26 protein-coding genes are annotated in these 25182 nt (G+C 70.6%); 16 read left to right on the forward strand and 10 right to left on the reverse strand.

Annotated features, from left to right (window positions below; genetic code table 11):
• Positions 1–237 precede the first annotated feature (237 nt).
• The 4 genes from ABT114_RS34475 (at position 238) to ABT114_RS34490 (ending at position 3819) form a co-directional block, all read left to right on the forward strand.
• The gene (locus ABT114_RS34475) at positions 238–948 is read left to right on the forward strand and encodes a VIT1/CCC1 transporter family protein (protein WP_351146859.1); all 711 of its coding nucleotides are present in this window, start codon (positions 238–240) and stop codon (positions 946–948) included.
• A 250-nt stretch (positions 949–1198) separates the two neighbouring features.
• Positions 1199–2068, forward strand: coding sequence for a sterol desaturase family protein (locus ABT114_RS34480; protein ID WP_351146860.1), 870 nt, complete (start codon positions 1199–1201; stop codon positions 2066–2068).
• Positions 2065–2730, forward strand: a complete 666-nt coding sequence (locus tag ABT114_RS34485) for a lysoplasmalogenase (protein WP_351146861.1) — start codon at positions 2065–2067, stop codon at positions 2728–2730. The genes ABT114_RS34480 and ABT114_RS34485 overlap by 4 nt, the downstream gene beginning before the upstream one ends.
• Positions 2731–2772: 42 nt before the next feature.
• On the forward strand, positions 2773–3819 hold the full coding sequence (locus tag ABT114_RS34490; RefSeq protein WP_351146862.1) for a zinc-dependent alcohol dehydrogenase family protein: 1047 nt from the start codon (positions 2773–2775) through the stop codon (positions 3817–3819).
• Here ABT114_RS34490 and ABT114_RS34495 read toward each other — a convergent pair whose 3' ends face one another.
• The 3 genes from ABT114_RS34495 to ABT114_RS34505 all read right to left on the reverse strand — a co-directional run bounded on the left by ABT114_RS34495 (position 3820) and on the right by ABT114_RS34505 (position 7987).
• The gene (locus ABT114_RS34495; RefSeq protein WP_502988437.1) at positions 3820–4833 is read right to left on the reverse strand and encodes a CopD family protein; all 1014 of its coding nucleotides are present in this window, start codon (positions 4831–4833) and stop codon (positions 3820–3822) included.
• A gap of 100 nt (positions 4834–4933) precedes the next feature.
• The gene (locus ABT114_RS34500; RefSeq protein WP_351146863.1) at positions 4934–6328 is read right to left on the reverse strand and encodes a CoA transferase; all 1395 of its coding nucleotides are present in this window, start codon (positions 6326–6328) and stop codon (positions 4934–4936) included.
• A gap of 129 nt (positions 6329–6457) precedes the next feature.
• Positions 6458–7987 carry a S8 family peptidase gene (locus ABT114_RS34505; protein WP_351146864.1) on the reverse strand — a complete coding sequence of 510 codons (1530 nt, stop codon included), beginning with the start codon at positions 7985–7987 and terminating at the stop codon, positions 6458–6460.
• 262 nt (positions 7988–8249) lie between these two features.
• Between ABT114_RS34505 and ABT114_RS34510 the strand changes: the two genes are divergently transcribed.
• The 3 genes from ABT114_RS34510 to moaA all read left to right on the forward strand — a co-directional run bounded on the left by ABT114_RS34510 (position 8250) and on the right by moaA (position 11369).
• The gene (locus ABT114_RS34510) at positions 8250–8606 is read left to right on the forward strand and encodes a DUF485 domain-containing protein (RefSeq protein WP_351146865.1); all 357 of its coding nucleotides are present in this window, start codon (positions 8250–8252) and stop codon (positions 8604–8606) included.
• Positions 8603–10222: a monocarboxylic acid transporter gene (locus ABT114_RS34515; RefSeq protein ID WP_351146866.1), complete on the forward strand. Its 1620-nt coding sequence runs from the start codon at positions 8603–8605 to the stop codon at positions 10220–10222. Before ABT114_RS34510 ends, ABT114_RS34515 begins: the two co-directional genes overlap by 4 nt.
• 157 nt (positions 10223–10379) lie before the next feature.
• The gene (moaA, locus tag ABT114_RS34520; RefSeq protein WP_351146867.1) at positions 10380–11369 is read left to right on the forward strand and encodes a GTP 3',8-cyclase MoaA; all 990 of its coding nucleotides are present in this window, start codon (positions 10380–10382) and stop codon (positions 11367–11369) included.
• 8 nt (positions 11370–11377) lie between these two features.
• Here moaA and ABT114_RS34525 read toward each other — a convergent pair whose 3' ends face one another.
• Together ABT114_RS34525 and ABT114_RS34530 are read right to left on the reverse strand one after the other, a co-directional pair.
• Positions 11378–11596, reverse strand: a complete 219-nt coding sequence (locus ABT114_RS34525) for a hypothetical protein (protein ID WP_351146868.1) — start codon at positions 11594–11596, stop codon at positions 11378–11380.
• 186 nt (positions 11597–11782) lie between these two features.
• Positions 11783–12160, reverse strand: coding sequence for a DUF3099 domain-containing protein (locus tag ABT114_RS34530; protein ID WP_351146869.1), 378 nt, complete (start codon positions 12158–12160; stop codon positions 11783–11785).
• Positions 12161–12405: 245 nt separating this feature from the next.
• On the opposite strand from ABT114_RS34530, the gene ABT114_RS34535 reads away from it, so the two are divergent.
• On the forward strand, positions 12406–12684 hold the full coding sequence (locus tag ABT114_RS34535) for a GlsB/YeaQ/YmgE family stress response membrane protein (protein WP_351146870.1): 279 nt from the start codon (positions 12406–12408) through the stop codon (positions 12682–12684).
• Positions 12685–12750: 66 nt separating this feature from the next.
• On the opposite strand, the gene tyrS is transcribed toward ABT114_RS34535, so the two are convergent.
• Genes tyrS through ABT114_RS34550 form a run of 3 tightly spaced genes read right to left on the reverse strand, consistent with a single transcriptional unit; the run spans position 12751 to position 16991 of the window.
• Positions 12751–14019 (reverse strand): tyrosine--tRNA ligase, encoded by a 1269-nt coding sequence (gene tyrS / locus ABT114_RS34540; protein ID WP_351146871.1) that lies wholly within the window; start codon positions 14017–14019, stop codon positions 12751–12753.
• A 57-nt stretch (positions 14020–14076) separates the two neighbouring features.
• On the reverse strand, positions 14077–15471 hold the full coding sequence (locus ABT114_RS34545; RefSeq protein WP_351146872.1) for a metallopeptidase TldD-related protein: 1395 nt from the start codon (positions 15469–15471) through the stop codon (positions 14077–14079).
• Complete coding sequence (locus tag ABT114_RS34550) at positions 15468–16991, reverse strand: TldD/PmbA family protein (protein ID WP_351146873.1); 1524 nt, start codon at positions 16989–16991, stop codon at positions 15468–15470. The genes ABT114_RS34545 and ABT114_RS34550 overlap by 4 nt, the downstream gene beginning before the upstream one ends.
• A 163-nt stretch (positions 16992–17154) precedes the next feature.
• Here ABT114_RS34550 and ABT114_RS34555 point away from each other — a divergent pair, with 163 nt between their 5' ends.
• The 4 genes from ABT114_RS34555 to ABT114_RS34570 all read left to right on the forward strand — a co-directional run bounded on the left by ABT114_RS34555 (position 17155) and on the right by ABT114_RS34570 (position 20519).
• Positions 17155–18276, forward strand: a complete 1122-nt coding sequence (locus ABT114_RS34555; protein ID WP_351146874.1) for an SEC-C domain-containing protein — start codon at positions 17155–17157, stop codon at positions 18274–18276.
• 205 nt (positions 18277–18481) lie between these two features.
• The gene (gene fabG / locus ABT114_RS34560) at positions 18482–19201 is read left to right on the forward strand and encodes a 3-oxoacyl-[acyl-carrier-protein] reductase (RefSeq protein ID WP_351146875.1); all 720 of its coding nucleotides are present in this window, start codon (positions 18482–18484) and stop codon (positions 19199–19201) included.
• Between the two features lie 4 nt (positions 19202–19205).
• Complete coding sequence (fabI, locus tag ABT114_RS34565; protein WP_351146876.1) at positions 19206–19973, forward strand: enoyl-ACP reductase FabI; 768 nt, start codon at positions 19206–19208, stop codon at positions 19971–19973.
• A gap of 198 nt (positions 19974–20171) precedes the next feature.
• The gene (locus ABT114_RS34570) at positions 20172–20519 is read left to right on the forward strand and encodes a hypothetical protein (protein WP_351146877.1); all 348 of its coding nucleotides are present in this window, start codon (positions 20172–20174) and stop codon (positions 20517–20519) included.
• Here the strand turns inward: ABT114_RS34570 and ABT114_RS34575 are convergent.
• A complete protein-coding gene (locus tag ABT114_RS34575; protein WP_351146878.1) occupies positions 20500–21189 on the reverse strand; it encodes a FadR/GntR family transcriptional regulator in 690 nt (229 codons plus the stop codon). The genes ABT114_RS34570 and ABT114_RS34575 overlap by 20 nt on opposite strands.
• A 73-nt stretch (positions 21190–21262) precedes the next feature.
• Here ABT114_RS34575 and ABT114_RS34580 point away from each other — a divergent pair, with 73 nt between their 5' ends.
• The 4 genes from ABT114_RS34580 (at position 21263) to ABT114_RS34595 (ending at position 23811) form a co-directional block, all read left to right on the forward strand.
• Complete coding sequence (locus ABT114_RS34580) at positions 21263–22597, forward strand: CynX/NimT family MFS transporter (protein WP_502988439.1); 1335 nt, start codon at positions 21263–21265, stop codon at positions 22595–22597.
• Positions 22598–22645: 48 nt separating this feature from the next.
• Positions 22646–22762, forward strand: a complete 117-nt coding sequence (locus tag ABT114_RS34585) for an SGM_5486 family transporter-associated protein (protein ID WP_351146880.1) — start codon at positions 22646–22648, stop codon at positions 22760–22762.
• 210 nt (positions 22763–22972) lie between these two features.
• Positions 22973–23179, forward strand: coding sequence for a hypothetical protein (locus ABT114_RS34590; protein ID WP_351146881.1), 207 nt, complete (start codon positions 22973–22975; stop codon positions 23177–23179).
• Between the two features lie 113 nt (positions 23180–23292).
• Positions 23293–23811 (forward strand): SixA phosphatase family protein, encoded by a 519-nt coding sequence (locus ABT114_RS34595; protein WP_351146882.1) that lies wholly within the window; start codon positions 23293–23295, stop codon positions 23809–23811.
• 135 nt (positions 23812–23946) lie between these two features.
• Here ABT114_RS34595 and serB read toward each other — a convergent pair whose 3' ends face one another.
• The gene (serB, locus tag ABT114_RS34600; RefSeq protein WP_351146883.1) at positions 23947–25161 is read right to left on the reverse strand and encodes a phosphoserine phosphatase SerB; all 1215 of its coding nucleotides are present in this window, start codon (positions 25159–25161) and stop codon (positions 23947–23949) included.
• Positions 25162–25182 lie beyond the last annotated feature (21 nt).

The following is a 25182-nucleotide window of genomic DNA, read 5'->3' on the forward strand; positions in this document are numbered from 1 at the left end:
TTTCCCGTCCAGGACGGCGAGCAGGGACTTCATGGCCTTGGTGCTCATCGCGGGGTGGCTCTTTCCGGGGGCACGCGCAGCCTATGCATCCGTTCGGACAACTCTCAATGATCACAGGCCAATTGGAAGGCTCGGCGAAGACGCTTGCCGACTGCCTCGACGAACGCGACGAGCCCGGTGTCCGCGTCTGGAGCGTCGGTACGGGTCCGGTGACCCCCCGGATGGAATCCTCGCCGTGTGACGGAACCGACGCACGACGAGGCCCACGACGGCACGCTGGGCTCACGGCTCAACTGGCTGCGCGCCGCGGTCCTCGGGGCCAATGACGGCATCGTGTCCACCGCGGGGCTCGTCGTCGGCGTGGCCGGCGCCACGGAGGACCGCTCGGCGCTGCTGACGGCGGGCCTGGCCGGTCTGCTCGCCGGTTCGCTGTCGATGGCCGCGGGGGAGTACGTGTCGGTGTCGACGCAACGGGACTCCGAGAAGGCGGCGCTGGCCCTGGAGAAACGGGAGCTGAGGGAACAGCCCGAGGCCGAGCTGGAGGAGCTCACCGAGTTGCTTCGGGAGCGCGGGCTGTCGCGGGACGTGGCGCGGGAGGCGGCGCAGCAGCTGACGGAACGGGACGCGCTGAAGGCCCACGCGCGCGTGGAGCTCGGCATCGACCCCGAGCACCTCGCCAACCCCTGGCATGCGGCCTGGGCGAGCTTCGGGGCGTTCACGGTGGGTGCGCTGCTGCCGCTGCTGGCGATCGTCCTGCCCCCGGCGGACTGGCGCCTGCCGGTCACCGTGGGGTCCGTGCTGGCCGCCCTCGTCCTCACCGGCTGGGCCAGCGCCCGGCTGGGCGCGGCGGCACCGGGGCGCGCGGTGCTGCGGAACGTGGCGGGCGGGGCGGTGGCCATGGGGGTCACGTACGCGGTCGGGACGTTGCTGGGGGCGGCGGGGGTGTGAGGGTCAATCATGTGAAAGCAGCGCGTACCAGCCTGACCACCGGCAGATCGTGGTACACAGCCAAACCCAGGAAACACAGGCAAAACCTACGACTGCTGCAATCAACCCTCCCCGTTTCCGCAGGGGGCATCGTAGGTCCCGGCGGGGCGGCCATCGGCGGAGATCACCGACAAGTAAGCGGCTACCGCCGGTAATACTTGTCGGTAACCACATCTAGCCCCCGAACGACCAGCGGTTCTACGGTGCCTCCATGCCGAACCTGCCCGATGTCGTGCTGTGGTCGATACCCGCCTTCGTGCTGCTCACCGTGATCGAGGTGATCAGCGTCCGCATCCATCCCGACGAGGACGCGGCCGGATACGAGGCCAAGGACGCCGCGACGAGCGTCGGCATGGGACTCGGGAGCCTCGTCTTCGACTTCGTCTGGAAGATCCCGATCGTCGCCGTCTACACGGCGATCTACGAGGTGACACCCCTGCGCGTGCCCGTCCTGTGGTGGACGGTCCCGCTGATGCTGCTCGCGCAGGACTTCTTCTACTACTGGTCCCACCGCGGCCACCACGTCATCCGCGTCCTGTGGGCCTGCCACGTCGTCCACCACTCCAGCAGGAAGTTCAACCTCACCACCGCCCTGCGCCAGCCCTGGACCACGCTGACCGTCTGGCCGTTCTACGTCCCCCTCGTCGCCGCCGGTGTGCACCCGGCCGCGCTCGCGTTCTGCTCCTCCGCGAACCTCGTCTACCAGTTCTGGATCCACACCGAGCGGATCGACAGGATGCCCCGCTGGTTTGAGTTCGTGTTCAACACTCCGTCCCACCACCGGGTGCACCACGCTTCCCAAGGCGGCTACCTCGACCGCAACTTCGGCGGGATCCTGATCGTCTGGGACCGGCTGTTCGGCTCGTTCGTGCCGGAGACCGAGCGGCCGGTGTACGGGCTGACGAAGAACATCGCCACATACAACCCGCTGAAGGTCGCCACCCACGAGTACGTCGCCATCGCCAAGGACCTGAAGGCGGCGCACGGGTGGCGTGAGCGTGCCGGGCGGGTGTTCCGCGGGCCGGGCTGGCAGCCGGCGCCCCCTACCGCCGCTCTCGTCGAGGAGACCACCGCCGCGTGAGAGCGTCCCGTGTCCTCCTCGCCGCCTTCGCCCTCGCCACGGCCGTCGACCTGGGCTCCCTCCTGGCCGGTGCGGACACCGGGCACACCGTGGCCAAGCCCCTGCTGATGCCGCTCCTCGCCGGCTACGCGGGCCTGCGCGGCGCACCCCGCCTCCTCGTCGCCGCCCTTCTCTTCGGCTGGGGCGGCGACACCCTGCTCCTGTCCGACGCCGACCCCGCCTTCCTCGCCGGGATGGCCTCCTTCGCGGCCGGGCACGTCTGCTACCTCGCCCTGTTCCACAGGACCGGCACCGCACGCGCGCGTGCGGCTCTCCTGCTGCCCGGCTACGCCGTCGCCCTCCTCACCACAGTCGCCCTGCTGTGGCCGGACCTGCCCGCGGACCTGCGCCTGCCCGTGGCCGTCTACAGCACTCTGCTCACGGCCATGGCGTACGCGGCGGCCACCCGGCTCGGCCTCGTCGCGGGGCTCGGCGGCGCGCTGTTCATGGTCTCCGACACTCTCATCGCGACCGGCGTCGCCGACTGGCCGCAGCTGCCGAGGCCCGACTTCTGGATCATGCTCACCTACGCCGCTGCGCAGTTCCTGCTGGTCCGGGGCACCCTCGACGAGCGGCGGGTGCCGACAGCGGCGTACGGTGAAGTGCGCTCTACCACCCCCTGAGCGCACCCGTACCGCACAGAACGCACGAGAAGGACCCTCGCCATGCGCGCCACCACCATCCACGCCCCCTACGACATGCGGGTGGAGGACGTGCCCGAGCCCGTGGTGCAACTGCCCACCGACGCCGTGGTCCGGGTGCTGCGCGCCTGCATCTGCGGCAGCGACCTGTGGGCGTACCGCGGCGAGGCGGCCCGGCAGCCGGGGCAGCGGATCGGGCACGAGTTCCTCGGCGTGGTCGAGGAGACCGGCAGCGAGGTGACCGGTGTCCGGCGCGGGGACCTCGTCGTCGCGCCCTTCATGTGGTCCGACGGTGTCTGCGACTACTGTCGCGAGGGACTGACGACGTCCTGCGAGCACGGTGGCTTCTGGGGTTCCGTCGGTCACGACGGCGGCCAGGGCGAGGCCGTGCGCGTTCCCTTCGCCGACGGCACCCTCGTGCAGCTGCCCAAGGACGCGGCCTCCGACGACCACCTGCTGACCGCCCTGCTGACCCTCTCCGACGTGCTCGGCACCGGCCACCACGCCGCCCTCGGCGCGGGCGCCCGCCCCGGGGCCACGGTCGCCGTCGTCGGTGACGGAGCCGTCGGCCTGTGCGCGGTGCTGGCCGCCAAGCGGCTCGGCGCCGAGCGGATCATCGCCCTCGGCCGCCACGAGGTCCGCACCGACATCGCGCGCCGCTTCGGCGCCACCGACGTCGTCGCCGAGCGCGGGGACGCGGCCGTGGAGGCCGTCCGCGAGCTCACCCGCGGGCAGGGCGCGCACTCCGTCGTCGAGGCGGTCGGCACCGAGCAGTCGATGCGGACGGCCGTGAACATCGCCCGCGACGGCGGTGCCATCGGCTTCGTCGGCGTGCCGCACGGCAGCGGCACCGGCCTCGACCTCGGCGTCATGTTCGACCGGAACATCGCCCTGCGCGGCGGTGTCGCGCCGGTCCGCGCCTACATCCCCGACCTGCTGCCCGACGTCCTCGACGGCACCATCGACCCGTCCCCCGTCTTCGACCTGACCGTCGACATCGAGGGCGTCCCCGACGGCTACAAGGCGATGGACGAGCGCACCGCTCTCAAGGTGCTCGTCACCAACGGCTGATCACCGCCAGCGGATCGGCAGCGGCAGCGCCGTCAGCACCCCCGACACCGCGACCACCACCCCCAGCGCGACGACCTCCACGCGCGCGGGGGAGCAGGCGGTCAGCGGGTCGGCCGCGCGGCGCAGCCGGATCCGCGCACACACGGCCAGCAGGGCGACGACGACCACGAGGAGCACCTTGGCGAGCAGGGTGCGCCCGTAGGCGGTCGTCGTCAGCTGGTCCAGGATCGTGTCCGTCGGCATCCGGCGCAGCGAGCTCCACATCCCCGTCGCGGTGATCGCGGCCAGCAGTACGGTCGCCACGCGCGCGTAGAGGCCCAACAGGGCCGTGCCCGCCCTGCCTGCGCGCCACTGCCCGAGCGTGCGGAGCACACGCAGCAGACCGCCCATCCACAGCGCGGCACAGGTCAGGTGCACGAGCGTCAGCGCGGAGCCCGTCAACGGGCTGTGTTCGGTCGGGGGATGCGCGCGCAGCGCCTCCGCGACGACCACCGTGGCCAGGGCCCACATCTGGGTGACCGGTCGGCGGGACAGCGCGCACAGGCCCGCCACGGCGAAGGCGTTGACCTCCAGCAGCGCGAGCCTGCCCTCGTACGAGCGGTAGAGACCACCGACGTCGATCTCGGCGAGGCCGTGCGGCACCAGGTTGCCGGTGGCGACGACCGAGGCGAGCCCCAGCGCCGCGACGAAACCGGCGGCGGCCGCGTACGGGGCCCATCTTCGCGGCCGGTCGGCGGGAGCCCCGGGCACCCGCCCGGCCAGGTGATCGACGAAGAGCTCGCCGACCGGGACGCACAGCGCCGCGAACAGCACCGTACGCAGCAGCGCGATGCCACCGGCGCCCGGCGCGGCGGCCTCTCCGGTGCCGTGCAGCGCGGCGGACGGCCCGAGCAGGGGTATCAGCGCGCCGAGCGTCACCAGCACCAGAACGGCGACGGCCCGGCCCGTACCGGGACGCCGCCGTTCTGGGCCGCTCGCCTCGGGAACCTCTGAGGTCGGTCGTATCAGGGTCACCTCAGGATCTTCACCATCCGTCGCAGAACGGGGCAACTCCAGGGAAACAAGTGGGGGAACGGCATTCCGCCCATCGATACGATTCCGGCCGTCCGCCGGCTCAGACCCAGCGCGCCGCGTCCCCGCCCCAGGGCCCCGGAGGCCGTGCCCAGTCGGCCGGTCCGCCCGCGAAGGACACCGGCGACAGGGCGTACCGCAGCCGCCCGAGACTGCCGTCGGCCTCGGCCAGCCAGGGCTCCGGCCCGTCGTACGGCACCTCGCCCGAGGGCTCCGGCGCGATCCCGTCCGTCATCCCGTCCTTGATTCCGTCGGTCAGCCAGGCCGCCGTACGCGCCAGCGCCAGCCGTACGAACCTGCTGCCCCCCTCGTACGACTGCTCGGTCAGCGCCCGCAGCACCGCGGCGGCCAGCAGATAGCCCGTGCCGTGGTCGAGGGCCTGCGCGGGCAGCGCGCCGGGCTGCTCCGGCGCCCCCTCGACGGCCGCGATGCCGGTGGCGACCTGCACCAGGCTGTCGAAGCCGCGCCGCCCGCCCCACGGCCCGTACGCACCCCACGCCGACAGCTGCGCCACGACCACCCCGGGCCTGCGCTCGGCCAGTGCCTCGGGGGAGAGCCCGAACCGGTCCAGGGCGCCCGGCCGGTACCCGGTGACGACCACGTCCGCCGCCGCGAGCAGCTCCTCGAAGGCACGTCGGTCGGCCACCAGGTCGAGCACCGCCGACCGCTTCCCGAAGCCCGTGTCGGCGTGCTGGTCGGGGAGTTCGGGGAGCTGCGGGGCGTCGACGCGCAGGACGTCCGCGCCCAGCAGGGCGAGCGTCCGGGTGGCGACCGGGCCGGCGATCACCCGGGTGAGGTCGAGGACGCGCAGCCCGGCGGCCGGCAGCAGTGGACCGCCGTCGACCGGAGTGAGCACGCGCGTGCGTGCGGCGTCCAGCCGCCCGCGTTCCACCAGCGGACGCCCGGCCACCGCTGCCGCCTGCGGGTGTCCGGCCCACTCCTTCGCGCTGCGCAGAGCGACCGCGAGGCCCCCCGCGCTGTACACCGTGTCCTCGACCTCCAGGGCGGACCGCTCGGCGAGCCGGCCGGCCACGTCGTCCACCGTCGCGCCCTCCGCGAGCCCCAATGCGCCCAGCAGTCGCGCCCGGTGGTGCGGATAGTTGGCGTGCGTGCGCACCCAGCCGTCGCCGGTCCGCCAGAACCGCGACAGCGGTGCGAAGCTGACGGGCGCCCGCCCGTCGACCAGCAGATGCCGCTCGCTGACGAACGCGGTGGCCACGGCCCCGTCGTCCACGTGGACCCCGGGCACCTCCGGCAGCCCGGCCCGCCGCGCCCCGAGCTCGGCGGCGGCCAGCGCGCACGTGCCCACGCAAGCCCGCGCCAACTCCCGCACCGGAAGGCGTGCTTCGAGCGCTCCACGCCGTACGACGGTCGACACGCGCGCGAGGAGGGCGGGATCGCCGTCCAGCGCGGACCAGGCAAACTTGATTCCAGTCATGACTGCACTATGCAGTATGTGCAGGATCAATATATTGATCAGGGGTCCACGGATCCGGGTTGCACACGGGCAGCGCAAGGGCCGGGCGGTTCGACCGCCCGGCCCGACCTTCTGCGTGTTCCTTGCCGGCTACTTCACCGCGCGCAGCGCGTTGACGATGCCGAACCCGTAGAAGCCATTCACGCGCTTGCCGCCCACGCAGGTCGCGTCCACGACCCCGTCGCCGTCCCCGTCGTAGGGGTCGGTCGGGCAGCCCGGGTTGTCCGCCTGGGCCTTGAGCAGCGCCTGGAGCTGGGCCGGGGTCGCGTTCGGGTGGGTCGACTTCAGCAGCGCGGCGACCGCGGCGACGTGCGGGGAGGCCATCGAGGTGCCCTGGAGGTAGCCGTACTCGTTGTTCGGCAGCGTGGAAAGGATGCGGCCGTTCTGCGACGGGGTACCCGGGATCTGGTACTTGTCGCCGCCCGGACCCGCCACGTCGACGACACCCTGGCCGTAGCTGGAGTAGTACGACTTGGTGCCCTTGACGCCGGTCGCGCTCACGGTGACGACACCCGGCAGCTGGGTCGGTATGTCGAAGCACTCGTGCGGGTCGACCGTCCGGGGCACGGCGGTCGAGTCGTCGGGGCTGGAGTCGTCGACGAGGGCGTCCGAGTCGAGGTCGTCGTTGGAGTTGCCCGCCGAGGCGACGTTGAGGGTGCCCTTCTTCTGGGCGTACAGCTGCGCCCTGTTGACCGCGTCGACGATGGCCTTCTGGTCGGGGTCGTCCGTGCAGTTGTACAGCCACGGGTCAACGTAGTAGCTGTTGTTGGTGATCTCCACGCCGTGATCGGCGGCGAAGACGAAGGCGCACACCACGCTCTCGGGGAAGAACAGGCTGTTCGCGTCCGGCTGGGCCACCGTGATGCTCGCGACCTTTACACCGGGGGCGACGCCCGCGACGCCGATGCCGTTGCGGGCCGCGGCGATCTCACCCGCCACATGGGTGCCGTGGTAGTGATCGGCGTCGACCGGCCGCCAGGAGCCGTACGTCGTGTCCGCCTTGCCGCTCACGCAGTTCGCGGACTGCGAGGCGGAGAAGTTCGGGGCGATGTCGGGGTGGGTGTCGTCGACGCCGGTGTCGATGACGGCGACGGTCACCTTCTTGCTGCCCGGGTTGATCGTCGCGGCCTTGTCGGCGCCTATCGCGCGCAGGTCCCACTGGTCGGCCTCAAGGGGTTCCGCACCCGAAGCCGTGCTCTGCGCGGCGACCTTCGCCGCCTCGGCCTTGGACAGGTACTGGACCGCGCCCTCGTCCGTCGTGCCCGCGGCGGTGACCGCCGAGGTACGCGTGGCACCGGCCGACTGCACGCCGGGCACCGTGCGTATCTGCGCGGCGAAGCCGGGGTTCGCGGAGTGGGCGACGATCACGCCTATCTTGTCGTACGTCACGACGACGGTGCCGCCGGCCGCGACGACCGCCTTCTCGACCGACTCGATCGTGCGGTGGTCCAACTTGGTGTTGACGACGTACGCGAAGGTCCCCGCGTCGGCCGCCTGGGCCGCGGACTCGGCGCGAGGTGCGGCCGATGCCGCCGCCGGCAGGAGACCGAGCGAGGCGGTCAGGGACAGCACGACGGGCACGGCGAGGGCGAGACGGCGTCTGGAACGCAGATGAGCCATGGGGTCTCCACATCATCCGGAAACAAAACCGGCCCGGACACGGATGGTGCTCGGGCAGGTACATGACGGGTGGTGCAGAGTGAAGCTATCTTCCGAACTCTCTGGCCAGCAATGATTTACGGAGATGACTTCCGAAAGAACCGGGCCGAGTTGAACCGCGCCTCGCCGGGCGCCGTGAGCCTGAACAGGGAACGGGAGGGTGACCGCCCGCCCGCCCCCCTCGTTCACCGTCGTCACCGCACCCGCAACGCGAGGAGACTCCGTGGCTACCGACGCACCGCCCCCTTCGAAAACAGAACACCGGCTCCCCTCCACAGAGGAGTTCGTCGCGGTGCAGGAGAGCGCCGAATTCGGTGAACTGCGCCGCTCCTACCGGTCCTTCGCCTTCCCGTTGACCGTCGCCTTCATCGCCTGGTACCTGCTGTACGTCCTGCTGTCGAACTACGCGGGCGACTTCATGGGCACCAAGCTGTTCGGCAACATCAACGTTGCCCTCGTCCTGGGCCTCGCCCAGTTCCTCACCACGTTCCTCATCGCCTGGTGGACCGCGCGGCACGCCGCCGCCAAGCTCGACCCCGCGGCCGAGGCGATCAAGTCCCGGATGGAGGGCGGCGCATGAGCCCCGCGATCACCCTGGCCGCAGGGGAAGCCAGCGAGCACCGGACGCTGATCATCACCCTGTTCGCGGTCTTCGTCGCCGCGACCCTCGTCATCACGGTCTGGGCGGGCCGCCAGACCAAGGACGCCGCCGACTTCTACGCCGGCGGACGGCAGTTCACCGGCTTCCAGAACGGACTCGCCGTCTCCGGCGACTACATGTCCGCCGCGTCCTTCCTCGGCATCGCGGGCGCCATCGCCCTCTTCGGCTACGACGGCTTCCTCTACTCCATCGGCTTCCTGGTCGCCTGGCTGGTCGCCCTGCTCCTGGTCGCGGAGCCGCTGCGCAACTCCGGCCGCTACACGATGGGCGACGTACTGGCGTACCGCATGCGCCAGCGCCCCGTCCGTACGGCGGCCGGCACCTCCACGATCGTCGTGTCGATCTTCTACCTGCTGGCGCAGATGGCGGGCGCCGGCGTCCTGGTCTCGCTGCTGCTCGGCATCACCAGCGACGGGGGCAAGATCGGCATCGTCGCCCTGGTCGGCGTCCTGATGATCGTGTACGTCACCATCGGCGGCATGAAGGGGACCACCTGGGTCCAGATGGTCAAGGCGGTGCTGCTGATCATCGGCGCCCTGCTGCTGACCTTCCTGGTGCTGCTGAAGTTCAACTTCAACATCTCCGATCTGCTCGGCTCGGCCGCCGACAACAGCGGGAAGGGCTCGGCCTTCCTGGAGCCGGGCCTGAAGTACGGCGCCACGTCCACGACCAAGCTGGACTTCCTCTCGCTCGGCATCGCCCTGGTCCTCGGCACCGCGGGTCTGCCGCACATCCTGATCCGCTTCTACACCGTGCCCACCGCCAAGGCCGCCCGTAAGTCCGTGATCTGGGCGATCGGCCTGATCGGCGCCTTCTACCTGATGACTCTCGCCCTCGGCTTCGGCGCCGCCGCGCTGATCAAGCCGGACGAGATCATCGCCTCCAACAAGGCGGGCAACACGGCGGCCCCGCTACTGGCACTCCATCTCGGCGGGGTCGACTCCAACTGGGGCGCGATCCTGCTGGCCACCATCTCGGCGGTCGCCTTCGCCACGATCCTCGCGGTCGTCGCGGGCCTGACCCTGGCCTCGTCCTCCTCCTTCGCCCACGACATCTACGCCAACGTCATCAAGAAGGGCACCGCCACCGAGAAGCAGGAGATCGGCGCGGCCCGCTGGGCGACCGTCGGTATCGGCGCCGTCTCCATCGCGCTCGGCGCCCTCGCCCGCGACCTGAACGTCGCCGGTCTGGTCGCCCTCGCCTTCGCGGTCGCCGCCTCGGCCAACCTGCCGACCATCCTCTACAGCCTCTTCTGGAAGCGGTTCACCACCGCCGGCGCACTGTGGTCGATCTACGGCGGCCTGGTCACGGCGGTCGGCCTGGTGCTGTTCTCGCCGGTGGTCTCGGGCAAGCCCACCTCGATGTTCCCGGACGTCGACTTCCACTGGTTCCCGCTGGAGAACCCGGGCATCATCTCGATCCCGGTCGGCTTCCTGCTGGGCGTCGTCGGCACCCTGCTGTCCAAGGAGGAGCCCGACACCGCCAAGTACGCCGAGCTCGAGGTCCGGTCACTGACCGGCACCGGAGCGCACTGAGCGTTCCCCGTCCGCGGCCGCGTCGCAGGGATCGTACGGTCCTACGACGCGGCCGCGTCTTGCCTCGTGGGATCGGCAACTGTTGTTGTCAGTGACGTCACGTAGGCTCGCAGATGACGGAACGAAGATTGAATCCGCGACGAGGGACGGGGCCCACGTGCTCATCGACACCTACGGCCGGGTGGCCACCGACCTGAGAGTCTCGCTGACCGACCGGTGCAATCTGCGATGCACCTACTGCATGCCCGAGGAGGGCCTGCAGTGGCTGGCCAAGCCCGACCTCCTCACGGACGACGAGATCGTCCGCCTGATAGACATAGCGGTCACCTCCCTGGGCATCGAGGAGGTCCGCTTCACCGGCGGCGAGCCTTTGCTGCGCCCCGGACTGGTCGGCATCGTCGAGCGGGTCGCGGCCCTGGCCCCCCGCCCCCAGATGTCCCTCACCACCAACGGCATCGGCCTGAAGCGCACAGCCGAGGCCCTGAAGGCCGCGGGCCTGGACCGGGTGAACGTCTCGCTGGACACCCTCCGCCCCGACGTCTTCAAGACCCTCACCCGCCGGGACCGCCACAAGGACGTCATCGCGGGCCTCGAAGCCGCCCGCGAGGCGGGCCTGACCCCGGTCAAGGTGAACTCGGTCCTGATGCCGGGCCTGAACGACGACGAGGCCCCGGACCTGCTGGCCTGGGCGGTGGAGCACGACTACGAACTGCGCTTCATCGAGCAGATGCCCCTGGACGCCCAACACGGCTGGAAACGCGAGGGCATGGTGACCGCGGGTGACATCCTCGCCTCCCTGCGCACCCGCTTCGAGCTGACCGCCGAGGGTCGCGACGAGCGCGGCTCGGCCCCGGCCGAACGCTGGATCGTCGACGGCGGACCGCAGCGCGTCGGCGTCATCGCCTCCGTCACCCGCCCGTTCTGCGCGGCCTGCGACCGCACCCGCCTCACGGCCGACGGCCAGGTCCGCACCTGCCTGTTCGCCACCGAGGAGACGGACCTGCGCGCCGCACTGCGCAGCGACGCTCCCGACGAGGAGATCGCCCGTATCTGGCGGCTGGCGATGTGGGGCAAGAAGGCGGGCTCGGGCCTGGACGACCCGTCGTTCCTGCAGCCGGAGCGCCCGATGTCCGCGATCGGAGGGTGACCGGAAGGTCAGGCGCCCTCGGGCGCCTCCCACTCCGCGAACTTCACCACGTCCTTCAGGAAACCCCGCACCCCGAGGAACTGCGACAGGTGCTCGCGATGCTCCTCGCAGGCGAGCCACGTCTTGCGCCGCTCCGGCGTGTGGAGCTTCGGGTTGTTCCACGCCAGCACCCACACGGCGTCGGCACGGCAGCCCTTCGCGGAACAGACAGGGGTCTCGTCACTCACGGATTCATCTCACGGTTGCGCAAACAAGGCGACGCCGAGCAGCCACGGGGGGAGCTGCCCGGCGTCGGTCTGTCGCTCCGACGGGGGATGCGGAGCGCGTACGAAGTATGTCACGGGTAACCGGCCGCCGGGAGCCGGAACAACAGGATTGATCTGAGCTTTTCTTGAGCTTGGCGCACAGGCTGCTCATGGTCTGTGCTCGGCCTGGTCGGCCGCGACGTCTTCCGGGACGGATTCCGCGTCGTCGTCCTCCGCCCGCGGCGGCTCGATCATCGGCGGCGTCGGCGCGGTCACGAACGTCGTCGGGAGCGAAGGCACGTTCTCCCGCCCGGCGTTGGCGACGACCACCGCGATGTAGGGGAGAGCGGCGCCCAGAACCAGGGCCACGATCGCGACGTGCCGTTCTACGTTCCACAGGGTGGCCGCGAGGATCACCGACAGCGTACGGATCGTCATCGAGATGACATACCGGCGCTGCCGACCACGGACGTCCTCCTGGAGGCCCTGCCTGGCTCCGGTGATCCGGAACACCTGGACGTTGCCGCCGCCGCGCTGCTTCCGCATCACATTCCACCATCCGCCCGTATCGGACTCCCCTGGCCCGCACCCGGTCGACGCCCGACCGGGAAACCGGGCCCCGAACAGCTTCCACGTTACGCCGCGGCTCCGCCGTCTTCGAGACCGGGGCACCTCCTGCCTGGGCGAACGACATGCGCTCACGCACGTACTGCCGTACCCGACATGCGCCGTACGGCGAGCGGACGGACACTGAGCGTACTGCTCACGTCACGCCGTACGAGGAGGCAGCCATGGGCTGGTTGTGGGCCATCATCGTGGGATTTGTGCTGGGCCTGATCGCCAAGGCGATCATCCCGGGCAAGCAGCACAGCCCCCTCTGGCTGACCACCATCTTCGGCATCCTGGGTGCCATCGTCGGCAATGCCATCGCCCGCGGCCTCGGGGTGGCCGAGACCCGTGGCATCGACTGGAGCCGGCACGTGTTCCAGCTCGTGGCCGCGATCGTCATCGTGTTCCTCGGTGACATGGCGTACATGGCCCTGCGGGGGCACAAGAAGCACCGAGTCTGAGGCCACGCATGGCGAAGGGGTGGCTCCCCGTCCGGGAAGCCACCCCTTCGTCCTGTCCGTGTCGGCTCAGACGGCCTTGACCTCGACCGCCGCCAGGTTCTTCTTACCCCGGCGCAGCACCAGCCAGCGGCCGTGGATCAGGTCCTCCTGGGCGGGGACCGCGTCCTCGGCGGTGACCTTCGCGTTGTTCACGTAGGCGCCGCCCTCCTTGACCGTGCGGCGTGCCGCCGACTTGCTCGCCACCAGGCCGACCTCGGCGAAGAGGTCCACGACAAGACCCAGCTCGGCGACCTGGATGTGCGGCACCTCGGCGAGGGACGCGGCCAGCGTCCTCTCGTCGAGGGCCGCCAGCTCGCCCTGGCCGAAGAGGGCCTTCGAAGCGGCGATCACGGCGGCCGTCTGGTCGGCGCCGTGCACCAGCGTCGTCAGCTCCTCGGCCAGCGCCCGCTGCGCGGCGCGGGCCTGGGGGCGCTCCTCGGTCTGCTTCTCCAGCTCCTCGAGCTCCTCACGGGACCTGAAGGACAGGATCCGCATGTACGTGGAGATGTCCCGGTCGTCCACGTTCAGCCAGAACTGGTAGAAGGCGTACGGCGTGGTCATCTCCGGGTCGAGCCAGATGGCGCCACCCTCGGTCTTGCCGAACTTGGTGCCGTCCGCCTTGGTCATCAGCGGGGTCGCCAGCGCGTGCACGCTCGCGTGCGGCTCCAGCTTGTGGATCAGATCCAGACCCGCCGTGAGGTTGCCCCACTGGTCGCTGCCGCCCTGCTGGAGGGTGCAGCCGTACCGCCGGTACAGCTCCAGGAAGTCCATGCCCTGGAGCAGTTGGTAGCTGAACTCCGTGTAGCTGATGCCCTCTTCGGACTCCAGACGCCGGGCGACCGAGTCCTTGGTCAGCATCTTGTTGACGCGGAAGTGCTTGCCGATGTCGCGGAGGAACTCGATGGCCGACAGGCCGGCCGTCCAGTCCAGGTTGTTCACCATCACCGCGGCGTTCTCGCCCTCGAAGGACAGGAACGGCTCGATCTGCGCGCGCAGCCGGGTCACCCAGTTCGCGACCGTCTCCGGGGCGTTGAGCGTGCGCTCCGCAGTGGGGCGCGGGTCGCCGATCTGGCCGGTCGCCCCGCCCACCAGGGCGAGCGGACGCAGACCCGCCTGCTGGAGCCGGCGCATGGTGAGGACCTGCACCAGGTGGCCGACGTGCAGGCTGGCCGCCGTCGGGTCGAAACCGCAATAGAACGTGACGGGACCGTCCGCGAGCGCCTTGCGCAAAGCGTCCTCGTCAGTGGACAGGGCCCACAGCCCGCGCCACTTCAGCTCGTCGACGATGTCCGTCACGGTTCTCGTATCTCCTTGGGTGATCTTCGGGTGGTCGAACGACCACTGGCTACGAGGTTATACGCCCTGGCTGACAGAGCTCATATTGAAGTCGGGCACCCGCAGCGCGGGCATCGCGGCCCTGGTGAAATAGTCGCCCCACTCGCGCGGCAGCGTCTTTTCCGTGCGCCCGGCCTCCGTCGCTCGTCCCAGCAGGTCGACCGGCGACTCGTTGAACCGGAAGTTGTTCACCTCGCCGGTCACCTCGCCGTTCTCCACGAGGTAGACGCCGTCCCGGGTCAGGCCGGTGAGCAGCAGCGTCGCCGGGTCCACCTCGCGGATGTACCACAGGCAGGTCAGCAGCAGCCCGCGCTCGGTGCTCGCGACCATCTCCTCCAGGGAGCGGTCCTCGCCGCCGTCCAGGATCAGGTTGTCGATCGCGGGTGCCACCGGCAGCCCGGTCAGACCGGCGCTGTGGCGGGTGGTCGTGAGGTGCTTCAGCTCACCCGCGCCGACCCACTCCGTCGCCCGGATCGGCAGTCCGTTGTCGAACACCGACTGGTCGCCCCCGGAGGAGTGCGCGATCACGAACGGCGCGGACTCCAGGCCCGGCTCGTTCGGGTCGCTGCGCAGGGTCAGCGGCAGGTCGGACAGCTTCTCCCCGAGGCGCGTGCCGCCGCCGGGCTTGGAGAACACCGTCCGCCCCTCGGTCGCGTCCCGGCCGGACGCCGACCACATCTGGTAGATCAGCAGGTCGGCGACGGCGGTCGGCGGCAGCAGCGTCTCGTAGCGGCCCGCGGGCAGCTCCACTCGCCGCTCCGCCCAGCCCAGGCGTACGGCCAGCTCCGCGTCCAGCGCCGCCGGGTCGACGTCCTTGAAGTCCCGGGTCGACCGCCCGGCCCAGGCCGAGCGGGTACGGTCCGGTGACTTGGCGTTGAGTTCCAGCGTCCCGTTGGGCTGGTCGTGCCGCAGCCGCAGCCCCGTCGACGTACCGAGGTAGGTCGTCACGAGCTCGTGGTTGGCGAAGCCGTACAGCTCGCGCCCACCCGCACGCGCGCGTGCGAACGACTCCCCGAGCGCCGGCGCGAAGTCGGCGAACACCGCGGAGGAGGTCTCCAGGGGCGCCTCCGCGAAGTCGGGAGACTCCGGCACGCCTGTGATCAGCGGCTGCGCGTCCTCGGCGGGCCCCGCGCCCTTCGCGGCGGCCTCGGCGGCCCGCACCAGCGGCTCCAGCTCCTGCGCGGTCACGGCGGACCGCGACACGACGCCGGAGGCGGTGCCCTCCTTGCCGTCGACGGTCGCGATCACGGTGAGCGTACGCCCGCGCGTGACGCCGTTCGTGGTGAGCGCGTTGCCCGCCCAGCGCAGGTTGGCGGTGGAGTACTCGTCGGCGATGACGACGCACGCGTCCGCCCGGGACAGCGCGAGGGCCCGCTCGACAACCTCGTGCGGCTTGCTCGTAGGGGCGCTCATCGACCGGCCTCCTGAGTCGTGTTGAGGATGTTGACGCTCTTGAAGAGGGCGGAGGGGCAGCCGTGGGAGACTGCCGCGACCTGGCCCGGCTGGGCCTTGCCGCAGTTGAAGGCGCCGCCGAGGACATACGTCTGCGGTCCGCCGACGGCCGCCATGGACCCCCAGAAGTCGGTGGTCGTGGCCTGGTAGGCGACGTCCCGCAGCTGGCCGATGATCCGCCCGTTCTCGATCCTGAAGAAGCGCTGCCCGGTGAACTGGAAGTTGTACCTCTGCATGTCGATGGACCAGGACCGGTCCCCGACGACGTAGATGCCCCGGTCGACACCCCCGATGAGGTCCTCCGTGGACATCCCCGCCGGATCCGGCTGCAACGACACGTTGGCCATGCGCTGCACGGGCACGTGCCCCGGGGAGTCGGCGAACGCGCACCCGTTGGACCGGTCGAACCCGGTCAGCCGCGCGATGCGCCGGTCCAGCTGGTAGCCGACCAGCGTGCCGTCCTTCACCAGGTCCCAGGACTGCGCCTCGACACCCTCGTCGTCGTACCCGACGGTCGCCAGACCGTGCTCGGCGGTGCGGTCACCGGTGACGTTCATCTGCTGCGAGCCGTACTTCAGCTTGCCGAGCAGGTCGAAGGTGGCGAAGGAGGTGCCGGCGTAGGCGGCCTCGTAGCCGAGCGCGCGGTCCAGTTCCGTCGCGTGCCCGATGGACTCGTGGATGGTCAGCCACAGGTTGGACGGGTCGACGACCAGGTCGTACAGGCCCGACTCGACGCTCGGCGCCCGCATCTTCTCCGCGAGCAGCTCCGGCAGCTGGGCGAGCTCCGACTCCCAGTCCCACCCCGTGCCCGTCAGGTACTCCCAGCCGCGCCCCACGGGCGGTGCGATGGTCCGCATCGAGTCGAACTCGCCGCTCGACTCGTCCACCGACACGGCGGTCAGCTGGGGATGCAGCCGCACCCGCTGCTGCGTGGTGACGGTACCGGCGGTATCCGCATAGAACTTGTTCTCGTGCACCGTGAGCAGCGAGGCGTCGACGTGGTTGACCCCGTCGGCCGCCAGCAGCCGTGCGCTCCACTCCGCCAGCAGCCCCGCCTTCTCCGCGTCGGGCACGGCGAACGGATCGATCTCGTACGACGAGATCCACGTCTTCTCGGCGTGCACGGGCTCGTCCGCGAGCTCCACGCGCTCGTCGGACCCGGCCGCGCTGATCACCTGGGCGGAGAGCTTGGCCATCGCCACCGCCTGGGAGGCGACCTTGGCGGCGGCGTCCATCGTCAGATCCACGCCCGACGCGAACCCCCAGGTACCGCCGTGCACGACCCGCACCGCGTACCCGAGGTCCGTGGTGTCCGACGACCCGGACGGCTTGGCGTCCCGCAGCCGCCAGGAGGCGCTGCGCACCCGCTCGAACCGGAAGTCGGCGTGCTCGGCACCGAGGGCACGCGCGCGTGCCAGCGCGGCGTCGGCCAAGGCCCTGAGGGGTAGCGCCAGGAACGACTGATCGATTTCATGGGGCACGGGTGGGATTCCCTTCGCTCTGACCACCGGGGTCTGTCCTGCTCGAACCATCGAATCGCCAGACCGAAGTCAAACACGCCTCGCGGACGGAACAGGGGACGGAGGGGTGAATCCCGTCCTGATTGCCCGGCCGCGTCAACTCCCGCCGCACTACGGTGGATCCATGTCCAGCAAGCACCGCACCGGCGCCAGGAGCGGCAAGAACCGCCCCAGCACACCCCTGCCCACGATCGACGACGCCACGGTGGCACGGGAATGCGAGAGTCTGGCGGAGGAGCACCCCGAGGACCGCGAAGAACTCCTCCTGGAAGCCGCCGACGCGTGGAACGAGACAGGCGAGTACGACCGGGCGATCACGCTGTACGAACGGCTGCTGGACCCGGAAAACGGAGGCGTTGCCGAACCCGACCTGGTGGACGCCTACCGGATCGGCACGCTGTGGGACGCCGGACGCGACGAGGAGGCCCGCGCGGCGGCGGATGCGTTCCGCAAACGCCACCCCCGGCACGCGGGCGCCTGGAACTTCGTCGCGGAGAGCTTTGAGTCGCGGGACGAGACCGCCACGGCCGCCGGGTGGTTCACAGCAGGCGTCACGCACGCTCTCGGCGCGGGGACCTCGGTGACCGCGGACACGGTGGAAGGTGATCCGCACCACTTCGACGTGGAGATGCTCGTCATCGGCCGGCACCGGGTGCGGCGGCTGCTCGGCGAGCCGCACGACGACTGGGACCAGGTGGCCGACGTACTGCACGAACGGCGCGCGACCCCCTTCCTCGGCCGGGTACGTCCGCTGGACGAGATGCACGATCCGCTGCTGCTCAAGCGGATGGCGGAGGACGCCCCCGAGCTGCTGGAAGCCGAGATCGCGGCATTGACGGACGGACTGACGGGCGGGCGCCGCCAGGCACGTGACCCGCACAGTACCTGCGTCCTGTACTGGCCTGCGGAGGAGTTCGCCCGGTTGCGGGGACACTGGCCGAAGGCCGCGGAAGCGTACGGCAGCGAGCACGGCGAGCATCGGCGGCGGGTCGAGGACACGCTCCGGGAGCTCTCCGAGGAGGGAGCCACGCACCTCGCGGTCGGCCGTGCCTCGGTGCGCGGCCTGGAGACGTACGCGGCAGGAGACGGCGGATCGCCCGATGCGCCGGCCACCCGGTCCGCGTACGCCGCCGAACTCGCCCGTACGGGGCAGGTGGCGGACTGGCCCCCGCCCCGCAACGGCCCCTGCTGGTGCGGATCGGAACGCAAGTACAAGAAGTGCTGCGGGAACCCCGCGTTCCAGTGAACCGAGAGGCGGCCCGCCCATCGGGCGATCGCCGGCGGCCCGACTCCGGTACGACGACTGTAGGGATCCAACAGACGGCAGGGTGCGCCACTGTCGGTGCCCGAATGTCCCCCGACGCGACCGGACCGATAGGTTTTCGGGGGAAGCCGCCGGTCATCCAGGTGTTCGGGCGGGTGTGTCAGACCCCTATGGAAAGGGTGATCCGTTGAGCCGCTCGGTTCTCGTCACCGGAGGCAACCGGGGCATCGGCCTCGCCATCGCCCGCGCATTCGCCGATGCCGGCGACAAGGTCGCCATCACGTACCGTTCGGGTGAGCCGCCGGCCGCCCTGACGGAATTGGGCTGCCTCGCCGTCAAGTGCGACATCACCGACACCGAGCAGGTGGAGCAGGCCTACAAGGAGATCGAGGCCGAGCACGGCCCGGTCGAGGTCCTGGTCGCCAACGCCGGCATCACCAAGGACCAGCTCCTGATGCGCATGTCCGAGGAGGACTTCACCTCGGTCATCGACACCAACCTCACCGGCACCTTCCGCGTCGTCAAGCGCGCCAACCGCGGCATGCTGCGCGCCAAGAAGGGCCGCGTCGTGCTGATCTCGTCGGTCGTCGGGCTGTACGGCGGCCCCGGCCAGGCGAACTACGCCGCCTCGAAGGCCGCCCTCGTCGGCTTCGCGCGCTCCCTCGCCCGTGAGCTGGGCTCGCGCAACCTCACCTTCAACGTCGTCGCGCCCGGCTTCGTCGACACCGACATGACCAAGGCGCTCACTGACGAGCAGCGCGCGAACATCGTGGCGCAGGTCCCGCTCGGTCGGTACGCGCAGCCGGAGGAGGTCGCCGCGACGGTGCGGTTCCTCGCCTCGGACGACGCCTCGTACATCACTGGAGCCGTCATTCCTGTTGACGGCGGACTGGGAATGGGTCACTGATCACATGAGCGGAATTCTCGAGGGCAAGCGCATCCTGATCACCGGTGTGCTGACGGAGTCCTCCATCGCCTTCCACGCTGCCAGGCTGGCCCAGGAGCAGGGCGCCGAGATCATCCTGACCGCGTTCCCGCGGCCCACGCTGACCGAGCGCATCGCCAAGAAGCTCCCGAAGCCCACCAAGGTCATCGAGCTGGACGTCACCAACGACGAGCACCTGGCCCGCCTGGCCGACCTGGTCGGCGAGGAGCTCGGTGGCCTGGACGGTGTCGTGCACTCCATCGGCTTCGCGCCGCAGGACGCGCTCGGCGGCAACTTCCTCAACACGCCGTTCGAGTCCGTCGCCACCGCGATGCACGTCTCGGCGTACTCCCTGAAGTCGCTGACCATGGCCTGTCTGCCGCTGATGCAGAACGGCGGCTCGGTCGTCGGCCTCACCTTCGACGCGCAGTACGCCTGGCCGCAGTACGACTGGATGGGCCCGGCCAAGGCCGCCCTGGAGGCCACCAGCCGCTACCTCGCCCGTGACCTGGGCAAGCAGAACATCCGCTGCAACCTCGTCTCCGCGGGCCCGCTCGGCTCCATGGCCGCCAAGTCCATCCCGGGCTTCAGCGACCTGGCGTCCGTCTGGGACAGCCGCTCCCCGCTGGAGTGGGACCTCAAGGACCCGGAGCCGGCCGGCAAGGGCATCGTCGCGCTGCTGAGCGACTGGTTCCCGAAGACCACGGGCGAGATCGTCCACGTGGACGGCGGTCTGCACGCCATCGGTGCGTGATCTTTCGTACGTCGTCCTGTAGGTCGTCTCCTACGTCGTCCCGTACGTCGTCGGCGCCCCGTTTCCCGCAGCGCGCGGGGAGCGGGGCGTCACCCGTTCGGCCCCTCCGGTCAGGCGGAGGAGGGTGACGATTGCGCACTCTGGAGTAACGCGTCCACCACGCGAGACCCTCCCGAGCACGGCCCAGGAGGTCCCCTTGTGCGCCTGTCCCGCAGCCTGGCCTCAGTGACCGTGGCCGTCGCTCTCGTGCTGTCCCTGTCGTACGAGGCGATGCCCCACGCGCGTGTGAAGACCGGGAGACCGGCCCCACGGGAGCCGTTCGGCGCCGAGTGCCGGACGACCGTCCGCGGCTCCCACGTCGTCGCCTACTGCCACAACCCCTATGCCGACACCGATCGCGTCAGCCTGCACGTCGAGTGCGACCGCTGGTGGGACCTCGACACCGACGGAGCCCCCGTCGACACCGGACCCGCGATGACCGTACGGCTCACCGGCCGCTGCTGGAAGGAAGTCCGCTCGGTGTGGATCAGCCACCAGAAGCGGTGAACCGTCCCGGACGGCACAGGAACGGATAGCTCGCCGCCTCCACGGCGGCCGAGTCCGCGTCGCCCGAGCGGATCGCGTCGACCAGGCGCGTGTGGTCCATGTACGTCTCCGGCGTCAGCTCCTCGCCGACGTCGTCACGCAGCCAGTCGCGCAGCACCTCGCCCAGGTCGGCGTACATCGCGGTCATGACGTCGTTGTGGGAGGCGGACACCACCGCCAGGTGGAAGGTCGCGTCGGCCGCCACGAACGCCTCCGTGTCGCCCGACGTCCAGGCCTCCTCGCGCCGCAGCAGCAGCGTGTCGAGCTGCTTCAGGTCCTTCTCGGTGCGCCGCTCGGCCGCCAGCCTCGCCGCCGCCGACTCCAGCGCGGAGCGCAGCTCGGCGACGTGCCGCGGGTCGGCGTCGGAGAAACGGCGGTGCATCACGCCCGCCAGCTCGCTGGTCGCCACGACGTACGTGCCGGAGCCCTGGCGGATGTCCAGCAGACCGTTGTGCGCCAGCGCCCGGACGGCCTCGCGGACCGTGTTGCGGGCGACCCCGAGCTGCTCGACCAGTTCGGGCTCGGTCGGGATGCGGGAGCCGACCGGCCACTCGCCCGAGGTGATCTGGTTGCGCAGCGCGGCGATGACCTGCTCGGACAGCGCCGAGCGGCGGGGATGGCTCAGGGGCATGGCACACCTTCGCACGCGGTGGGCGGGAGTGGGCCACCCGGGGATGGACAACCAATCATCCCATGATTCTATGATGAGCCTCATGGTGAGTGAGGAAACCCGGACGGTGACGTCCACGACCGTACGCAGTTCGGCCCCGGCCGTCGGCGAGTCCCCGGCGTCGATGTCCGACGTGGCGGGCGTGCCGGACGTGGCGGGCGTGCCCGACGGCACGCGCGCGTGGGCGACGCGCCTGGTCGTCGTCGGCATCGTGCTGTCCGCCCTGAACCTCCGCCCCGCCATCACCAGCCTCGGCGCCCTCCTCGAAGAGGTCCGCGACGGGCTCGGCATGAGCGGCAGCCTGGCCGGGGTGCTCACCTCGGTGCCGCCGCTCTGCTTCGCCGTCTTCGGCGCCATGGCCCCCCGGCTCGCCCGCCGCTTCGGGCCGGGCGCGGTGGTCTGCGCGGGCATGGCGGCCATCACCGCCGGTCTGCTCATACGGCCGTACGCGGGGAGCACGGCCGGCTTCCTCGCGGCCAGCGCGCTCGCGCTCATGGGCATCGCGGTCAGCAACGTCCTGATGCCGGTCATCGTCAAGCGCTGGTTCCCGGACCGGGTCGGCTCCATGACCGGCCTGTACTCGATGGCCCTCGCCCTCGGCACCTCCGCCGCGGCCGCGGTGACCGTGCCGATGACCGAGACGCTGGGCGGCAGTTGGCAGACCGGGCTCGCGGTCTGGGCGGGCCTGGCGGCGGCGGCCGTACTGCCGTGGATCCCGCTGGTGCGGGACCGCGGCCCGGCGGTCACGCAGGAGCCCGCGCGCGGGGAGCGGCACCAGCCCGCGCTGCGCATCACCCGCAGCCGTACCGCCTGGGCGCTCGCTGTCTTCTTCGGGCTCCAGGCCACCGCCGCGTACATCACCATGGGCTGGATGGCACAGATCTTCCGGGACGCCGGAGTGCCCGCGGGCACGGCCGGGCTGCTCCTGGCCGTCACGATGGTGATGGGTGTGCCTCTCGCCTTCGTCATCCCGCGCCTGGCCACCCGGCTGCCCCACCAGGGCCCGATCGTGCTCGCCCTCGGCGCCTGCGGCCTCGCCGGATACGCCGGCCTGTACTTTGCGCCGGCCGGCGGTGCCTGGGCCTGGGCCCTGCTGCTCGGCGTCTCCAACTGCGCCTTTCCGCTGGCCCTCACGATGGTCGGCATGCGGGCCAGGACCGGCGCGGGTGTGGCCCAGCTGTCGGCCTTCGCGCAGAGCACCGGCTACCTGATCTCGATCCCCGGCCCGCTGCTGGTCGGCGTGCTCTACCAGCACAGCGGCGGCTGGGGACTGCCGATCGCGCTCATGGCCGCGCTGATGGTTCCGCAGATGGTCGTGGGCCTGCTGGCGGGGCGCGACCGCACGGTGGAGGACGAGGCGGCCCGCTGACCCCACCCCGGCGGGCCCCGTGCGGACGAGGGGTGCGAAACTTGCCGTATGCCAGTGCTCGACCCGAACCCGCAGAACGGCCAGAAGAAGATGCTGCTCGTCTTCGGCTCGTTCTTCGCCATCTTCGTGATCATCGGCATCATCGCGACGATCGCCTCACCATGATCGCCCCGGCCTCCTCCCGCCCCTCGTGAAGCCGATGGCGGGGACCGTGGTGGGAGCCGATGGTGGTGCTAGCCCCCCATCCCCTAGGGGGTGAGGGTCAGGGTCAAGTGGGTGGGTCACCGGATGGGTTGGGGGCCCGGGATTCCGTAACTTCGAGGTATGGCCGCGAGACGCGGACCACGGACCACTCGGAGACCAGCGGAGGCACCCATGTCGGCCCCTACCCACACCCGGCCCCACCCGGCGACCACGGGGCGTGTCGACATCCGGCTGCCCTGGTGGGCCCTCGCCCTCCCGGCGCTCGCCTTCATCACCCTGCTCGCGCTGATACTGAACCCGGCCGAAGCCCAGGCGGCCACCGGCGACCCGGCGATCACCCATTTTCTCGAGCGCGTGCAGGACTTGTTCGCACGCTAGGGAGGGGGCGGCCGGCCCGGCGGCCGGGTGCCGCTGCGGTACCGGAAACGGCCGGTGAAGCCGCATGTCAACTCCCTGCGCCCCATGGCGTGTTTCATGCGAAGCTGGATTCCATGAGCGTCGCAGAACCCCGCAGGATTGTCCTCTTCCGGCATGCGAAAGCCGACTGGCCACAGGTGACCGATCATGAGCGGCCGCTCGCTGACCGGGGCCGTAAGGACGCCGCAGTCGCCGGACTCAAGCTCGCCGACACCGGCATCCGCTTCGACCTGGCCCTGTGCTCCACCGCGACCCGGACCCGCGAGACCTGGAAGCTCGCCGTCCACGAGTTCCCGCACCGGCCGAAAACCGTCTACGAGGAGCGGATCTACGAGGCCTCGCCCGGAGAGCTGATCGCACTGCTCAACGAGACCCCCGACGACGCGCACCACGTCATCCTGATCGGCCACAACCCGGGCGTGAAGGGCCTCGCCGACATCCTGGCCGGTTCGGCCGAGGGTGACGCCCGCGAGCGGATGAACACCCGGGGCTTCCCGGCCGCCGCCTTCGCCGTGCTGTCCTTCGACGGTTCCTGGAAGACCCTGGAGCCGGGAGTGGCCACGCTGGTCGACTACTGGGCACCGACCGACTGACTCCCCGGACACCCCCGCGAGGGGGCCTGCACCGCGGGTCGGTGCCGGACCCCTCGTTGCTCGTCGCGTGGGGCTGACTGCTCGTGGTCCCAGTGGGTCTCAGTTGTCTCAGTTGTCTCAGCGGTCTCGGCTGTCTCAGTTGTCGTCGTGGGTGTCCGCCGCCTCGACCTCTTCGCGGGTGACGCCCAGCAGATACAGGACCGTGTCCAGGAATGGCACGTTCACCGCGGTGTGCGCCGCCTCGCGCACCACCGGCTTGGCGTTGAAGGCGACCCCGAGGCCGGCCGCGTTGAGCATGTCCAGGTCATTGGCGCCGTCACCAATCGCCACGGTCTGGACGAGCGGTACGCCCGCCTCGGCGGCGAACCTCCGCAGCAGCCGCGCCTTGCCCGCCCGGTCCACGATCTCGCCCGTGACCTTGCCGGTCAGCTTCCCGTCGACGATCTCCAGCGTGTTGGCCTGGGCGAAGTCCAGCCCGAGCCGCTCCTTCAGATCATCGGTGACCTGGGTGAACCCACCGGACACGACACCGACTTGGTAGCCGAGCCGCTTCAGCGTACGGATGAGCGTACGCGCGCCCGGGGTGAGCCGCACCTCGGCGCGCACCTTGTCCACCACGGAGGCGTCCAGCCCCTCGAGCAGGGCCACACGCGCGTGCAGCGACTGCTCGAAGTCCAGTTCCCCGCGCATCGCGGCCGCCGTCACCTCGGCGACCTTGTCCGCACAGCCGGCGTGGGCGGCGAAGAGCTCGATCACCTCGTCCTGGATGAGTGTGGAGTCCACGTCCATGACGACCAGTCGCTGGGCGCGCCGGTGCAGGCCCGCGGCCACCACCGCGATGTCCACGCCCAGCGCGGCCGCGTCGGTCACCAGGGCGGTGCGCAGCGGCTCGGTCTCCACTCCGGACACGGCGAACTCGACCGCGGTCACCGGGTACTTGGCCAGCCGGAAGATGCGGTCGATGTTACCGCCGGCCTTGGTGATCCTGGCGGCGACGGCAGCGGTCGCCTCCGCGGTGAGCGGATGGCCGAGCACGGTGACGAGAGAGCGGCCGAGGCCGCGCGGCCGGTTGTCACCGAGGCCGGAGATGATCTCCGCCTGCATCTTCATCGACTCCGCCCAGCTGTGGACGGTGGCCCGAAGATCCCCCTCCAGCCCGCGCGGCGGCTCGGTCACAAGCGCGCACAGCACCATGCGGCCACGGGTGACGACCTGCTCGATGTCGACCACGTCGACGGAGAAGGCGGCGAGGGTGTCGAAAAGACCGGCCGTGATGCCAGGCCTGTCCTTGCCGAAGATCTTGACGAGGAGAGTGGGGACGTCAGAGGTCGAGGTCTGCGAAGCGCTCATGGTGTTCCCACCGTATCCGGC

Origin of the sequence: Streptomyces sp. NPDC002088 (assembly GCF_040296605.1) — a bacterium.
Lineage (GTDB): Bacteria > Actinomycetota > Actinomycetes > Streptomycetales > Streptomycetaceae > Streptomyces.

Excerpts from the sequence above, each read along its gene's own strand:
- ABT114_RS34590 (WP_351146881.1), top strand. The coding sequence starts at position 22,973 with ATGTCGGCCCCTACCCACACCCGGCCCCACCCGGCGACCACGGGGCGT.
- ABT114_RS34505 (WP_351146864.1), bottom strand. The coding sequence starts at position 7,987 with ATGGCTCATCTGCGTTCCAGACGCCGTCTCGCCCTCGCCGTGCCCGTC.
- ABT114_RS34555 (WP_351146874.1), top strand. The coding sequence starts at position 17,155 with ATGTCCAGCAAGCACCGCACCGGCGCCAGGAGCGGCAAGAACCGCCCC.
- serB (WP_351146883.1), bottom strand. The coding sequence starts at position 25,161 with ATGAGCGCTTCGCAGACCTCGACCTCTGACGTCCCCACTCTCCTCGTC.
- ABT114_RS34530 (WP_351146869.1), bottom strand. The coding sequence starts at position 12,160 with ATGCGGAAGCAGCGCGGCGGCGGCAACGTCCAGGTGTTCCGGATCACC.
- ABT114_RS34545 (WP_351146872.1), bottom strand. The coding sequence starts at position 15,471 with ATGAGCGCCCCTACGAGCAAGCCGCACGAGGTTGTCGAGCGGGCCCTC.
- ABT114_RS34490 (WP_351146862.1), top strand. The coding sequence starts at position 2,773 with ATGCGCGCCACCACCATCCACGCCCCCTACGACATGCGGGTGGAGGAC.
- ABT114_RS34580 (WP_502988439.1), top strand. The coding sequence starts at position 21,263 with ATGAGCCTCATGGTGAGTGAGGAAACCCGGACGGTGACGTCCACGACC.
- ABT114_RS34575 (WP_351146878.1), bottom strand. The coding sequence starts at position 21,189 with ATGCCCCTGAGCCATCCCCGCCGCTCGGCGCTGTCCGAGCAGGTCATC.
- ABT114_RS34480 (WP_351146860.1), top strand. The coding sequence starts at position 1,199 with ATGCCGAACCTGCCCGATGTCGTGCTGTGGTCGATACCCGCCTTCGTG.
- ABT114_RS34515 (WP_351146866.1), top strand. The coding sequence starts at position 8,603 with ATGAGCCCCGCGATCACCCTGGCCGCAGGGGAAGCCAGCGAGCACCGG.
- ABT114_RS34585 (WP_351146880.1), top strand. The coding sequence starts at position 22,646 with ATGCCAGTGCTCGACCCGAACCCGCAGAACGGCCAGAAGAAGATGCTG.
- fabI (WP_351146876.1), top strand. The coding sequence starts at position 19,206 with ATGAGCGGAATTCTCGAGGGCAAGCGCATCCTGATCACCGGTGTGCTG.
- ABT114_RS34535 (WP_351146870.1), top strand. The coding sequence starts at position 12,406 with ATGGGCTGGTTGTGGGCCATCATCGTGGGATTTGTGCTGGGCCTGATC.
- ABT114_RS34500 (WP_351146863.1), bottom strand. The coding sequence starts at position 6,328 with ATGACTGGAATCAAGTTTGCCTGGTCCGCGCTGGACGGCGATCCCGCC.
- ABT114_RS34595 (WP_351146882.1), top strand. The coding sequence starts at position 23,293 with ATGAGCGTCGCAGAACCCCGCAGGATTGTCCTCTTCCGGCATGCGAAA.